12 protein-coding genes are annotated in these 14,447 nt (G+C 53.7%); 11 read left to right on the forward strand and 1 reads right to left on the reverse strand.

Features of this window, described 5'->3' with window-relative positions:
- Positions 1–56: 56 nt before the first annotated feature.
- The 7 genes from DW819_RS00245 (at position 57) to hflX (ending at position 6,204) form a co-directional block, all read left to right on the forward strand.
- The gene (locus tag DW819_RS00245; protein WP_118731551.1) at positions 57–1,172 is read left to right on the forward strand and encodes a D-alanyl-D-alanine carboxypeptidase family protein; all 1,116 of its coding nucleotides are present in this window, start codon (positions 57–59) and stop codon (positions 1,170–1,172) included.
- Between the two features lie 20 nt (positions 1,173–1,192).
- Positions 1,193–2,119 carry a metallophosphoesterase gene (locus DW819_RS00250; protein WP_347560143.1) on the forward strand — a complete coding sequence of 309 codons (927 nt, stop codon included), beginning with the start codon at positions 1,193–1,195 and terminating at the stop codon, positions 2,117–2,119.
- Positions 2,120–2,236: 117 nt separating this feature from the next.
- Entirely contained in the window at positions 2,237–3,034 is a 798-nt protein-coding gene (locus DW819_RS00255) for a segregation/condensation protein A (RefSeq protein ID WP_118731552.1), read from the forward strand.
- A gap of 5 nt (positions 3,035–3,039) precedes the next feature.
- Entirely contained in the window at positions 3,040–3,747 is a 708-nt protein-coding gene (gene scpB, locus DW819_RS00260) for an SMC-Scp complex subunit ScpB (protein ID WP_118731553.1), read from the forward strand.
- Complete coding sequence (locus DW819_RS00265) at positions 3,728–4,162, forward strand: dUTP diphosphatase (protein ID WP_118731554.1); 435 nt, start codon at positions 3,728–3,730, stop codon at positions 4,160–4,162. Before scpB ends, DW819_RS00265 begins: the two co-directional genes overlap by 20 nt.
- Before the next feature lie 5 nt (positions 4,163–4,167).
- Positions 4,168–4,935, forward strand: a complete 768-nt coding sequence (locus tag DW819_RS00270) for a tetratricopeptide repeat protein (protein WP_118731555.1) — start codon at positions 4,168–4,170, stop codon at positions 4,933–4,935.
- Between the two features lie 9 nt (positions 4,936–4,944).
- Positions 4,945–6,204, forward strand: a complete 1,260-nt coding sequence (hflX, locus tag DW819_RS00275; RefSeq protein ID WP_118731556.1) for a GTPase HflX — start codon at positions 4,945–4,947, stop codon at positions 6,202–6,204.
- Between the two features lie 42 nt (positions 6,205–6,246).
- Here the strand turns inward: hflX and DW819_RS00280 are convergent, their stop codons facing one another.
- Entirely contained in the window at positions 6,247–7,521 is a 1,275-nt protein-coding gene (locus DW819_RS00280) for a peptidoglycan-binding protein (RefSeq protein WP_118731557.1), read from the reverse strand.
- A 276-nt stretch (positions 7,522–7,797) separates the two neighbouring features.
- Between DW819_RS00280 and DW819_RS00285 the strand changes: the two genes are divergently transcribed.
- The 4 genes from DW819_RS00285 (at position 7,798) to DW819_RS00300 (ending at position 14,441) form a co-directional block, all read left to right on the forward strand.
- Positions 7,798–8,889 carry a carbamoyl phosphate synthase small subunit gene (locus DW819_RS00285; RefSeq protein WP_118731558.1) on the forward strand — a complete coding sequence of 364 codons (1,092 nt, stop codon included), beginning with the start codon at positions 7,798–7,800 and terminating at the stop codon, positions 8,887–8,889.
- On the forward strand, positions 8,889–12,494 hold the full coding sequence (gene carB, locus DW819_RS00290) for a carbamoyl-phosphate synthase large subunit (protein WP_182432521.1): 3,606 nt from the start codon (positions 8,889–8,891) through the stop codon (positions 12,492–12,494). Before DW819_RS00285 ends, carB begins: the two co-directional genes overlap by 1 nt.
- Positions 12,495–12,893: 399 nt before the next feature.
- On the forward strand, positions 12,894–13,616 hold the full coding sequence (locus DW819_RS00295) for a CpsB/CapC family capsule biosynthesis tyrosine phosphatase (protein ID WP_118731559.1): 723 nt from the start codon (positions 12,894–12,896) through the stop codon (positions 13,614–13,616).
- Positions 13,617–13,628: 12 nt separating this feature from the next.
- The gene (locus tag DW819_RS00300; protein ID WP_118731560.1) at positions 13,629–14,441 is read left to right on the forward strand and encodes a Wzz/FepE/Etk N-terminal domain-containing protein; all 813 of its coding nucleotides are present in this window, start codon (positions 13,629–13,631) and stop codon (positions 14,439–14,441) included.
- Positions 14,442–14,447: the final 6 nt, after the last annotated feature.

A 14,447-nucleotide genomic window follows, 5' to 3' on the forward strand; every position in this document is an offset into this window, starting at 1 on the left:
CTGTGAAGGGACTGAACAGTTACAAACGAATACAAATAATACAGGAGAATACTTGCATGAAGCATAGAAATAAAATACAGATAGCCGGTCTGGGCCTGGCCCTGGCTCTTTCCCAGGCTGTAAGTGCCTATGCGGCAGGAACCGTGGTAGTAGGAAAAGCACCAGGCGAGACGGCAGCAGAGACCACCGCGGCGGAAGCCACAACGGAGAGCACGGTGACAGCGGCACCGGAGAACACGACGACAGCCACAACGAAAGCTGCCCCCGCGGTTTTGAGTACCCCGGCCCACGTAGTCACGGCGGGAAGCCACGCAGCCTCCGACAGTCCGACTCCGGCACCGCAGCCATCTACTGCGGCAGCAGACAGCACGCAGTCAACGGCTTCCGCGGCAGACATCAGACAGCCGGAGGTTGCGGCCGAGGGCGCTGTACTGTTAAACGCGACAACCGGTGAGGTCCTTTACGGAAAAAACCAGGATCAGCAGTTTTATCCGGCCAGCATTACCAAGGTCATGACGGCCCTGGTCGTTCTGGAGCATTGCAATCTGAATGAAACCGTCACATTTTCAGAGACTGCCACGACCAATCTCGAATCCGGCGCGGTGGCGCTTGGTGTGTCTGCTGGCGACCAACTGACCGTGGAACAGTCGCTGTATGGCCTTTTACTGAAATCAGCCAATGAGATCGGGAACGGCCTGGCGGAGCATGTATCCGGCAGTGTCAGCGCCTTTGCGGATCTGATGAATGCAAAGGCGAAGGAGCTGGGCTGCAAAAACACACATTTTGCAAATCCGCATGGTTTAAACAACGAAAATCATAAAACAACACCATACGATATGGCCCTGATCCTCCGTGCGGCGGTAGCCAATGATACCTTCCGCAAGATCGATACTACCACGTCCTACCAGTTTCCGGCCATCAAAAATGCCGCAGCCCGCACCATCACCATGGGCCACAAGATGATGTATAAAACGGACTCCCGCTATTATGAGGGCATCATCGGCGGAAAGACCGGCTATACCTCCAAGGCCGGAAACACGCTGGTAACGGCCGTGGAGCGGGACGGCGTGCGTCTGATCGCGGTAGTCATGAAGGCAAAGGGTACCCATTATACAGATACCAGAGCCATGCTGGACTATGGATTTGCATTGCATGACGCAGGAAAAATCTGACAGAAAGGTTCGAACACATTTTGAATACAGAAATGAAAATCCTCTCAGCCCTTGTGGCCGGAGGTGCTGCCGCGGCAGCTGTCGGCCTGGTCCGCTCCGGATATGAGCGCAGGCATTTTGTAGTGGAGGAAACCAGTATTTACTCTGAAAAAATCCGCAATCCGAGGACCCTGGTGTTTCTGACGGACCTGCATGATAAAGAATTCGGCGAGGCAAACAGCCAGCTGCTTGGTTCCATCCGGACCATCCGGCCGGACCTGATCCTGATCGGCGGTGACATCATGGTAGCAAAGCCGGGAAAGGCCAGTCTGGAGGTCACCAGACGCTTCCTGGATGGCCTGTGCCAGGTGCAGACCCAGACAACCGGGGAAAATTCCGGAAAGCCCTTCCGCATCTATTACGGGAACGGCAATCACGAGCAGCGTCTGGGGCGGGAATACAAGACCTACGGGGAAATGTACCGGGAGTTCCGCCGGATCCTGAAGCAGCGGAACATTTCGTATCTGTCAGACCGGTCGGTCAATCTGAGCGAAGAGATCCGCATCAGCGGACTGAATCTCGATTCCGGCTGTTACCGGGATTTCGTTCCGGCACGCATGACCACAGAGTATCTGGAACGCCACCTTGGTCCGGCGGATGACAGCCGGTTTCAGATCCTCCTTGCCCACTCGCCGCTTTATTTTGAACAGTACGCGGACTGGGGGGCAGACCTGACCCTGTCCGGCCATTTCCATGGCGGAACCATCCGTCTTCCGTTTGTAGGCGGTGTTATGACTCCACAGTACCAGTTTTTCCATCCGTATTGTGCCGGCGAGTTTGAAAAGGACGGAAAGCACATGATCGTGGGGCGCGGCCTCGGCACCCACTCCATCAATATCCGTTTCTGCAACCGTCCGCAGCTTATGGTAGTGCGGCTTTTGCCAAAAACCGATGAGGAAGAAGATTAACCTCTGTTTACAGAACAGGGGTTTTTTGTTATACTGTAACATACGTGTCCGTCTGCCGGAAGGCAGGCGTGAGTATCAAAAGAACAGCCGGATCCGGGAGGAATTTGGGAACAGAACATGGCAATTTCATATAAGCTGGAAAAGTTTGAAGGCCCGCTGGACCTTCTTTTACACCTGATCGAAAAAAATAAAGTAGATATTTACGATATCCCCATCGTGGAGATCACAAAGCAGTATCTGGACTATGTGAACCAGATGGAAAAAGAAGACTTAAACATTGTCAGCGATTTCCTGGTCATGGCAGCCACGCTGCTGGATATCAAATCCCGCATGCTGCTTCCGGTACCGGAAACAGAAGAAGGGGAAGAGGAAGACCCGAGAGCAGAGCTGGTGGCAAGGCTCCTGGAATACAAAAAATACAAGCTTATGGCACAGGAACTGGCCGATATGGAAGACGCGGCTGGAGATGTGCTGTTTAAAATGCCGACCGTGCCGAAAGAAGTTGCAAAGTACGAGCCGCCGGTGGATCTGGACCAGCTGTTAGACGGCCTGACCCTGGCAAAGCTGCAGCGGATCTTTGATTCCATCATGCGTCGCCAGAAGGAAAAGGTTGACCCGATCCGAAGCAAATTCGGAACCATCAGGCGGGAGCCTGTCAGTCTGGAAGCCAAGATCATGGATGTCATGCATTACGCCAGAAAGCACCGGAAATTCAGCTTCCGGCAGATGCTGGAGCGGCAGGCAGATAAGGTAGAAGTGGTTGTTGCGTTTCTGGCCATTCTGGAGCTGATGAAGATCGGCAAGATCCATCTGACCCAGGAGCATACCTTTGATGATATGTGGATCGAGACACTGGAACAGGAAGGCGAAGAGGGCGAGCTGGAGCTGGAAGACTTAAGCGGCCTGGAAGGATAGAAAATATGGGAAATTTATATGATGAAGAGGAATGGGAAGCAATCATCGAAGCGGTTCTGTTTACCATGGGCAAATCTGTGGAGCTAAAGCAGCTGGCTGTGGCTATCGGCCAGAGCGAAGAGATCGCGAAGCGCGTGGTTTTACATCTGCAGAAGCGCTACGAGGAAGAAAAGCGCGGCATGCGTATCCTGGAGCTGGAAAACGCCTACCAGATGTGCACCTGCGCAGATTATTATGAGAACCTGATCCGGGTGGCGGCAGCCCCGAAAAAGCATGTGCTGACAGACGTCATCATGGAGACGCTGTCCATCATCGCTTACCGGCAGCCGGTGACAAAGATGGAGATCGGCAAGATCCGCGGTGTCAATTCCGACCATGCGGTAAACCGTCTGGTGGAATACGGACTGGTGTATGAGGCCGGAAGACTGGACGCTCCGGGACGCCCGGCATTGTTTGCGACTACAGAAGAGTTTCTGCGCCGGTTCGGCGTCAGCTCCATGGTGGATCTTCCTACCATGAACCCGGAACAGGAGGAGGAAATCATCCAGGAGGTAGAAGAGGAGCTGCAGATGAGGCTTGGCGCGCAGGAAGAAGAGATCAGCGATCAGGTCTCTATGTCAGACGCAGTCGAGGAAGTGCTGAAAGAACGCAATGAAGAGATAGAAGAATACGAAGAAAAAGAGGAATCAGAGCATGCAGAAGATCAGAATTAAATATTTTCACGACGATATGGAAAAATTAACCTATATTGACGGCAAATCCGACTGGATCGACCTCCGGGCAGCAGAGGATGTAGAGCTGAAGGCCGGTGAGTTTAAGCTGGTGCCGCTTGGCGTTGCCATGGAGCTGCCAAAGGGCTATGAGGCCCACGTGGTTCCGCGAAGCAGCACCTACAAAAACTTCGGTATCATCCAGACCAACCATATGGGCGTCATCGATGAAAGCTACTGCGGAGACAACGACCAGTGGTTCTTCCCGGCCTATGCGCTCCGCGACACAAAGATCAGCAGGGGAGACCGCATCTGCCAGTTCCGCATCATGGAGCATCAGCCTGCTATCTTATTCGAAGAAACCGATTCCCTGGATCATGAGGACCGGGGCGGTATCGGAAGTACCGGAAGAAGGTAAGGAACATGGAGAAGGGACAGAACACAGAACGGCGCAGATCAACTGCAGCCAGAGCCTACTCTCCGGTGCGTGCAAGGCAGATCGCACGCCGCCGCAGACAGCGCATAAGGCGCCGCCGCCGGATGATGGCTGCTTTTGTAGCCGTGGTGCTGCTTGCCGGAGGCGGAGCCTGCGGCGCACGCCAGGCATGGCTTCGCGGGCAGCGTCAGGAATATGCAGAGCAGGGGCTTGCGTATCTGGAAAGCCAGGATTATGCCCAGGCTGTCACAGCCTTTGATGACGCCATTGCGCTGGCTCATGGCCGCATCGGTGCCTTTGAAAGCCAGATGCTTTTATACCGGGCCGAGGCTCAGTACAGAAGCGGAGATTACCAGTCTGCGCTTGCCTCCTACGAGACGCTTTACGCAAAGGATGAGAGCAATGAAGCCTGTAAGACCGGCCTTTCCCTCTGCCTGCTGGAGACGGGAGATTATGACCGCGCAAAGAGCCTTGGCGTGATCCTGGGGCAGGTATACAGCCGCATCGCAAGGGATCAGATCAATGCCGGTCAGTATGACGAAGCCATAAGCACCATCGACACCGGTCTTGCAGAAGCGGGCGCAGACGATGTGGGACGGGAAGAGCTGACCTTTAATCAGGCGGTGGCCTGGGAATACAAGGGCGACTACAAAAAAGCCCTGGAGATCCTGGAAAGCTACGACCAGAAATACACAGCAGAAGGAAACGCAGCCCGGGAGCTGGCATTTTTAAAAACCCGTCAGGGCAACCATTAGGAGAAATTTATGGCAGAATTATTTGATATGAAAGAACTGGAGGAGCGGGTCATTCTCATTGCCGTCAGCACGGACGATGAAGACGACACCCGTGCCTCCCTGGACGAGCTGGAAGAGCTGGTAAAGACCGCAGGCGGCATTACCGCAGACAAAATGATCCAGAACCGCGAGCGCGTTCATCCCGGCACTTATCTCGGCAAGGGAAAAATTGATGAAGTCCGGGAACGCATCTGGGAACTTCAGGCCACCGGCGTAGTCTGTGACGATGAGCTTTCCCCGGCACAGCTTCGAAATCTGGAGGATGCGCTGGATACCAAGGTCATGGACCGTACTATGGTCATTCTTGATATTTTCGCGTCCCGCGCAACCACCAGTGAAGGTAAGATCCAGGTAGAGCTGGCGCAGTTAAAATACCGCGCCGCAAGGCTGGTGGGCCTGCGAAGCTCCCTGTCCCGTCTTGGTGGCGGTATCGGTACCAGAGGACCGGGTGAGAAAAAGCTGGAGATGGACCGCCGTCTCATCCATGAGCGCATCGGACAGTTAAAATCGGAGCTGGAGGAGGTAAAACGTCACCGTGACGTGATCCGCAAACAGCGCGAGAAGGCTCACACTCCGGTGGCAGCGATCGTCGGCTACACCAACGCGGGCAAATCTACCCTGTTAAACCGTCTGACCGATGCAGGTATTCTGGCAGAGGACAAGCTTTTTGCAACCCTGGATCCCACCACCCGCAATCTGGAACTGGAGAGCGGGCAGCAGATCATGCTGACAGATACGGTTGGCTTTATCCGCAAGCTGCCTCATCACCTGATCGAGGCATTTAAGAGTACCCTGGAGGAAGCAAAGTACAGCGACATCATCCTGCATGTGGTGGATTGCTCCAATCCAAACATGGATATGCAGATGCATGTGGTGTACGAGACTCTGCGGGAGCTGAAGGTGGAGGACAAGATCATCGTCACCGTGTTTAACAAGATCGATCAGAAGGAAGACGGCGAGTTCCCGAGAGATCTCCAGTCTGACTATCAGGTACAGATCTCCGCAAAGACCGGAGCGGGTCTGCCGGAACTGTTAGATACGTTAGAACAGATCCTGCGCAGCCAGAAGGTCTATCTGGAGCGTGTATTCTCCTACCAGGAGGCAGGCAAGATCCAGACCATCCGCAAGTACGGTGAGCTTTTGAGCGAGGAATATCAGGCAGACGGGATTGCCGTGAAGGCATATGTTCCGGCAGAGCTGTTCGGAAGTCTGATCGTGACAGATAATTAAATCCATTAAGGAGGATCCGGCTATGCCGGGTCCTCCTTTGTTTCATGCCCCATACAGCTCCCCGATCCCCGACACGGCCACATAGATATGCGAAATCTTATACCACGTCGCAAAATCCGTGACGCCGGTCGGGGGCAGGCCGAAGATGGACTGGAACTCCCGCACGGCAGCGGCGGTGGCCGGTCCGTAGATGCCGTCTGCTGCAACGCGCGGGATGGCGGTGTAGACTGTGGCGATCGCATCCAGCTGCTCCTGAAGCTGCCGGACCTTCTGGCCGGAGGCGCCGATCGTTAAGTCATAGCCGGGCCAGGAGGACGGAATCCCGGCAATCTCCTCTGCCGTGTTAATATACAGACTGTCCCCATAATAATGGCGCAGGATCTCAATGGGACTGTAGCCGCGCTCTCCCAGGGAGCAGGAGCCCCACTGGGTCATCCAGCCCCGATTCAGACACTGCACCTGCCTGCCGTCACAGTACTGGGTCAGGATGGGCTGGCGTACGCCCGGGCGGGACAGGTAGTTGTCAAAAATCTCATCCACAATGACGGAGATGCTTTCATAAATATTGCGTCCGGGGATCCACTTATGGTCAAAGGCCGTGGAGGAGGTAATGGTAAAGTCATAGCCGCGGTTCCTGTAATGCTCTGTGTAGACCCGATTCAGCGTAAAACTCATGATGGCCAGGACATTGGCTGTGATGGAAGCCTGGGGCCAGGTGGCGTAGATCTCGCTGGAGGCCACATTTTTGATGTAATCCCGGTAGGGCACGTAATAATCCCTGGCATTTGCTGTGGGCGGCCCGTCATGGACCACGATGGTCTGGGGGACCACCACGCGGCTTAACACGATCTCGCCGCTTTCCTTAACCGGCTGGATCTCGGTCTCCGCGATCTTGGGCGGATAACTGCCGTACAGGGTATGCTCCGGGATCACAATGGGATTCTCCTCGGGCATGCTGTCGCTTTCCGGCTCCAGCCGTACCGGCTGGATGGCGGTGACCTCAGGCAGCACCTCGGTCCCTTCGATCGTGGCCGACCGAAAGCCCGGTGCCTCCACGGTAATGTTGTAATCGGCATAGGGCCGGTTTTCATCCGGGCGCAGACTGTATTCTAACGGAGGCGCTGCAAGGCTGACCTCCCCGGTCTGGCCGGAGGCATTGGTGGTAAGCTGCTCCGGCGAAGCAGAAGGCTCACCGGAACGGGTGATGGTAACTCTGGCGTTCTGGATCGGAAAGTTATTCTGGACATTGACAACATAGACCTGGAGAAGGCCGCTTGAGGACAGCTTTCCCGGGATACTGCGGAGACTTGCGGGCATAGGAGGACTCCTTAAAAATGAAAAATCGCTTATCATGACAGGATATGCGAAGGAATAGAAAAAGGTGCGCTGTGACGGAAAAAATCACAAAACTGCCATAACAAAAAATAAGAAAGTATAAAAATAAATCAGCTTGCATAACATTGGTATATCATGTATAATTCTATCAATTTGGGCGGACGTCAGTGTATACAATATTGTGATGCAATTCCTTGCGAGTCCCCCAAAAATCAACCTATAAATAATACGGATGAAAGAAAGGATAGGTACTCCCCCATGAAAGCATTTCTTATTCTGGAAGATGGCACCGTGTTCGAGGGAACCAGCATCGGTTCTACCCGCGAGGTCATCAGCGAAATCGTATTCAATACCTCTATGACCGGTTATCTGGAGGTTCTGACCGACCCGTCTTACGCAGGACAGGCCGTCGTTATGACTTACCCGCTGATCGGCAACTATGGTATTTGTTATGAGGATATGGAGTCTGACAGACCATGGCCGGACGGATATATTGTCCGCGAGCTGTCCCGCATTCCAAGCAATTTCCGCAGTGAGGATACCATTCAGAATTTCCTCGAGAAATATGACATCCCGGGAATCAGCGGCGTAGATACCCGCGCGCTCACCAAGATTTTACGTGAGAAGGGCACCATGAACGGCATGATCACCACCAGAGAGTATGATGATTTGACCGACCCAATCGCCCGCATGCATGCATACACCGTGACCGGAGTGGTTAAGAAAACCTCCTGCAAAGAAAAGTATATCCTTCCGGCGTCCGATGCATTTGAGAAGCCGATCAAAAAAGTAGCGCTTCTCGATCTTGGAGCAAAGCGCAACATCGCCCGTTCCCTGGCACAGCGTGGCTGCGAAGTCACCATTTATCCCTGTGATACAACTGCAGAAGAAATCCTCGCATCCAGCCCGGATGGCATCATGCTGTCCAACGGCCCGGGAGATCCGAAGGAGAACATTGAGATCATCAAAGAGATCCGCAAGCTGTACGAGTCCGATGTGCCGATCTTTGCAATCTGCCTTGGACACCAGCTTATGGCACTGGCAACCGGAGCCGACACCTTCAAATTAAAATACGGCCACCGCGGCGGCAACCATCCGGTTAAGGATGCAGAAACCGGACGCGCCATCATCTCATCCCAGAACCACGGCTACGCAGTGGATCCGGAGAGCCTGGACCCGGCCGTTGCCGTACCGGCATTCACCAATGTCAACGACGGGACCAACGAAGGCCTCAAATACGTCGGAAAGAACATCTTCACCGTGCAGTACCATCCGGAAGCCTGCCCGGGACCGCAGGACTCCGCTTACCTGTTCGACCGCTTTATTAACATGATGGGAGGAAATCACTAATGCCAAAGAATCCTGATATTAAGAAAGTACTCGTGCTTGGCTCCGGCCCGATCGTCATCGGCCAGGCAGCTGAATTTGACTACGCCGGAACCCAGGCCTGCCGTTCCTTAAAGGAAGAGGGCATCGAGGTTGTTCTGTTAAACTCCAACCCGGCAACCATTATGACCGATAAAGACATTGCAGACCGCGTATACATTGAGCCGCTGACCCTGGAAGTGGTAGAGCAGCTCATCAAAAAAGAAAAACCGGACAGCGTGCTTCCGACCCTGGGCGGCCAGGCAGGCTTAAACCTTGCCATGGAGCTCGAGGAGGCAGGCTTCTTAAAAGAAAATAACGTCCGCCTCATCGGTACCACCGCGCTGACCATCAAAAAGGCCGAGGACCGTGAGATGTTCAAGGAGACCATGGAGAAGATCGGTGAGCCGGTTGCTCCGTCTGACATCGTAGAGAACGTAGAGGACGGTCTGCGCATCGCAGACAAGATCGGTTACCCGATCGTGCTTCGTCCGGCATACACCCTGGGCGGAAGCGGCGGCGGTATTGCCGAGAACCCGGAGCAGTGCCGTGAGATCCTGGAAAACGGCCTGCGTCTTTCCCGTGTAGGCCAGGTTCTGGTAGAGCGCTGCATCGCAGGCTGGAAGGAAATCGAGTACGAGGTAATGCGCGACAGCGCAGGCAACGTGATCACCGTCTGCAACATGGAAAACCTGGACCCGGTCGGCGTTCACACCGGCGACAGCATCGTAGTGGCTCCGTCCCAGACTCTGGGCGACAAGGAGTACCAGATGCTGCGTACCTCCGCATTAAACATCATCAGTGAGCTGGGCATCACCGGCGGCTGTAACGTACAGTACGCCCTGCATCCGACCAGCTTTGAGTACTGCGTCATCGAGGTAAACCCACGTGTAAGCCGTTCCTCCGCGCTGGCCTCCAAGGCAACTGGATATCCGATCGCAAAGGTGGCAGCAAAGATCGCCCTGGGCTACACCCTCGATGAGATCAAAAATGCCGTTACCAAGAAAACCTACGCAAGCTTCGAGCCGATGTTAGACTACTGCGTAGTCAAGATGCCGAGACTTCCGTTCGATAAATTCATCAGCGCAAAGCGTACCCTGGGAACCCAGATGAAGGCAACCGGTGAGGTCATGAGCATCTGCACCAATTTCGAGGGCGCTCTCATGAAGGCTATCCGTTCTCTGGAGCAGCATGTAGACTGCCTGCTTTCCTACGACTTTACCGGACTGAGCCATGACGAGCTGATCGATCAGCTGCACGTAGTCGATGACCGCCGTATCTGGGTCATTGCGGAAGCGCTGCGCCGCGGCATTTCCTATGAAGAGATCCACGCCATCACCAAGATCGACCACTGGTTCATTGACAAGCTGGCCATCATCGTGGAGATGGAGAATGCCTTAAAGAACGGCCCGCTGACTCCAGAGCTCTTAAAGGAAGCAAAGCGCATCGAGTTCCCGGACAATGTCATTTCCAGACTGACCGGCGTGAGCCAGGATGAGATCAAGTCCATGCGCCATGCAAACAACATCCGCGCCGCTTACAAGATGGTAGATACCTGCGCGGCCGAGTTCGCGGCCGAAACTCCGTATTACTACTCCTGCTTTGACGGCATCAGCGAGGTAGAAGAGGAGCATGCAAAGAAAAAGGTTCTGGTTCTCGGCTCCGGCCCGATCCGTATCGGCCAGGGTATCGAGTTCGACTTCTGCTCCGTACACAGCACCTGGGCCTTTTCCAAGGAAGGCTATGAGACCATCATCGTCAACAACAACCCGGAGACCGTAAGTACCGACTTCGATATCGCGGATAAGCTGTATTTTGAGCCGCTGACCCCGGAGGATGTGGAAAGCATCGTCGACATTGAAAAGCCGGACGGCGCAGTTGTACAGTTCGGCGGACAGACCGCGATCAAGCTGACTGAATCCCTCATGAAGATGGGCGTGCCGATCCTTGGTACCGCGGCAGAGGATGTGGATGCAGCCGAGGACCGTGAGCTCTTTGATGAGATCCTGGAAAAATGCCAGATCCCGAGACCGGCAGGCCATACTGTATTCACCGCGGAAGAGGCAAAGAAGGCAGCCAACGACCTGGGCTATCCGGTTCTGGTAAGACCGTCCTACGTTCTGGGCGGCCAGGGCATGCAGATCTGCATCAGCGACAACGATATCGACGAGTTTATCGGCATCATCAACCAGATCGCCCAGGATCATCCGATCCTCGTCGACAAATACATTGTCGGTAAGGAGATCGAGGTCGATGCCGTATGTGACGGTACCGACATCCTGATCCCGGGTATCATGGAGCACATTGAGCGCACCGGCGTTCACTCTGGCGACAGTATCTCCGTATACCCGGCACCGAGCATCACACCGGCGGTCGAGGCAAAGCTTGTAGATTACACCGAAAAGCTGGCCCGGGCCCTTCATGTCAGGGGCATGATCAACATCCAGTTCATCGTGTCAGACGGCGAGGTCTACATCATCGAGGTAAACCCGCGTTCCTCCAGAACCGTGCCGTACATCAGCAAGGTAACTGGAATCCCGATCGTACCGCTGGCAACTCAGGTGATCTGTGGACATACCTTAAAGGAGCTTGGCTACGAGCCGGGTCTGCAGAAGAAGGCAGACTACATCGCCATCAAGATGCCGGTATTCTCCTTTGAGAAGATCCGCGGCGCGGATATCAGCCTTGGACCGGAGATGAAATCCACCGGTGAGTGTCTGGGTATCGCAAATACCTTCAACGAGGCACTGTACAAGGCCTTTGAGGGCGCAGGACTGAAGCTGCCGAAGCACAAAAACATGATCATCACCGTCCGCGATTCCGAGAAGGAAAACGTGGTTCCGATCGCAAAACGCTTCCAGAACGTCGGCTACAAGATCTTTGCCACCCGCGGCACCGCGAAGTACTTAAATGAGAACGGCGTGAAGGCCCTGACCGTGCGCAAGCTTGAGCAGGAATCCCCGAACATCATGGACCTGATCCTGGGTCATGAGATTGATCTGGTCATCGACATTCCGCAGCAGGGCGCAGAGAGAAGCCGCGACGGATTTGTCATCCGCCGTAACGCCATCGAGACCGGCGTGCATGTGCTCACAAGCCTTGACACCGCAGCAGCTCTGGCAACCAGCCTTGAAAACCGCGCGAAGGAGCTGACCCTGATCGACATCGCAAAGGTGAAGCCGGTAACCTACAGCGGCATCGAGCGCGTAGAGAAATTCCTGCTGGATGCAGGTACCTACTACCTGGCAACCACAGAGGGCGACCAGCCACGCGTACGTCCGTTCGGCACCGCGCATATCTACGAGGGCAGACTCTACATCCAGACCGGAAAGGTGAAGGATGTTTCCAAGCAGCTGCATGCAAACCCGAAGGCAGAGCTCACGGCATTCAAGGATGGTGAGTGGATCCGCGTAGCGGGCGAGCTGGTGGAGGATGACAGCAGAGCAGCCCGTGAGTCTATGCTGAATGCATACCCGACCTTACGGAGCATGTACTCCGAGGATGACGGAAACACCGAGGTATTCTATTTCAAACACGCAAAAGCAACCATTTCCGCGTTCACACACGGACCGGAAGTGATTGAGTTCTAAATAGTATATGGGAAGCCGGTCTGTAACCCCAGACCGGCTTTTTGTGTGCAAAAAAACACAATCAAAATTCCGACATATCCTATCTGAAATCAGCTATTAAGAATTGGTTGAATTATACAATTCCCCCTGAAAAACACGTATCTGAACGGGCATTATTTCAAAACGCTCCCGGTTACAGGAAGAACAGTGCGGAATATCACTGTCGATATTTGTAAAATATTAACAAAAAAAGGGTCGAACTTTGTATGAAATGGGGGGGGTATTGCGATTGACACAGATTTGATTGTTAGATAGAATAACTTAGAGTAACAGGGGATTACAGGGGGCATCTGGTATCACACATTCTGAAATCTAATCGTAATCCTTTTAAAAATGATCCACGAGAGGTAACAATTACATATGGACATTCAACACGGAATTATTGATGTGCATGCGCACGTTATTCCTGGTGTGGATGATGGCTCCCGTGTCATGCGGGAATCAGTGAGCCTTTTAAAACGGGCAGCAGAGCAGGGAATCGTTGGCGTGATTGCAACGCCCCATTATTCCAGGCGTCATGTTTTAACAGGGTTAAAGGAACGGGCAGCCAGAGTGCAGGAAGCGATTCGGGAAACATATCCCGATTTCTTTGTGTACCCGGGGCAGGAAACCTTCTATCACAATGAACTGACAGACCGGCTGAGAGCCGGTGAAGCCTGTACTATGGCGGGCAGCCGTTACGTTCTGGTAGAGTTTGACCCGTCAGTCCCTTATCAGGAACTGTTTCAGGGTATCCGAAAACTGCTTGGAAGTGGTTATCGTCCCATTCTTGCACACATGGAGCGTTACGCATGCCTGCGAAATGCCGGTACCGGAGAGCTTCTTTCCTGTGGCTGCAAGCTCCAGATGAATTACGATAGCCTGCAGGGCAGCTGGTTGTCCCGGGAGACGCGCTGGTGCCGGAAACAGGTTGAGACGGGGGTGATCCACCTGCTTGGAACCGATATGCACCGAATGAACTACCGGCCGCCTCAGATTACAGAATCCATGAAGTGGCTCCAAAGTCATGTGAGCCCGGACTATCTGGACCGGCTGACACGGCGAAACGCGCTTCACATCATCAATCAGGAAAATATAAGATAAAGGAAAATAATTATGAATAACAATGCAACAAGGTTCGACGACGACGAAATTGAGATTGATCTGCTGCAGCTTTTTCGCGCACTGAAAAAACGCATTCTCTGGATTATCGGAGCTGGTGTTTTGTTTGGCGGTGCGTTTGGCGCATTCAGCAAATTTGTGATCACACCGCAGTACACCTCCACGGCCATGGTGTACATCTTATCAAAGGAAACCACACTGACCTCTCTGGCAGATCTGCAGATCGGAAGCCAGTTGACCAAAGACTACAAGATCATCGTAACCAGCCGCCCTGTGCTTTCCGAAGTGATCAGCAAGCTGAAGCTGGATCTGACCTATGAGCAGCTGGTGAGCAAGATTAGCATTGATAATCCGTCTGATACCCGTATCCTTTCCATTACGGCAAAAGATCCGGACCCGGTTCTTGCAAAAGAACTTGCAGATGCCGTTGCGAAGACATCTTCCAATTACATCGGTGATATCATGGAGATGGTACCTCCGAAAATCATTGAGGAGGGTGTTGTTCCGGAAGAAAAAACAAGCCCCAGCAACGGCAGAAACGCTCTGCTTGGTGCGGCACTTGGTATTGTCCTGATATGCGGTCTGACTGTAGTTGAGGAACTTTTAAACGATACGGTACAGTCTGAGGAGGATGTCGAAAAATACCTGGGCCTGACCGTGCTTGCTTCTGTGCCGCTGCGAGAGGGGGAACAGGAGGAGGACAAGGACCAGCAGACCATGAACCGATCCAGGGTACACCGTCATGTATCTAAAAAGAAGACATCGTCTGCCTTTCAGACTATGCTGGAGCAGAAATCAAAGAGATGAGGAACG

This window comes from Clostridium sp. AM33-3 (assembly GCF_003480315.1).
Taxonomy (GTDB): Bacteria; Bacillota; Clostridia; order Lachnospirales; family Lachnospiraceae; genus Brotaphodocola.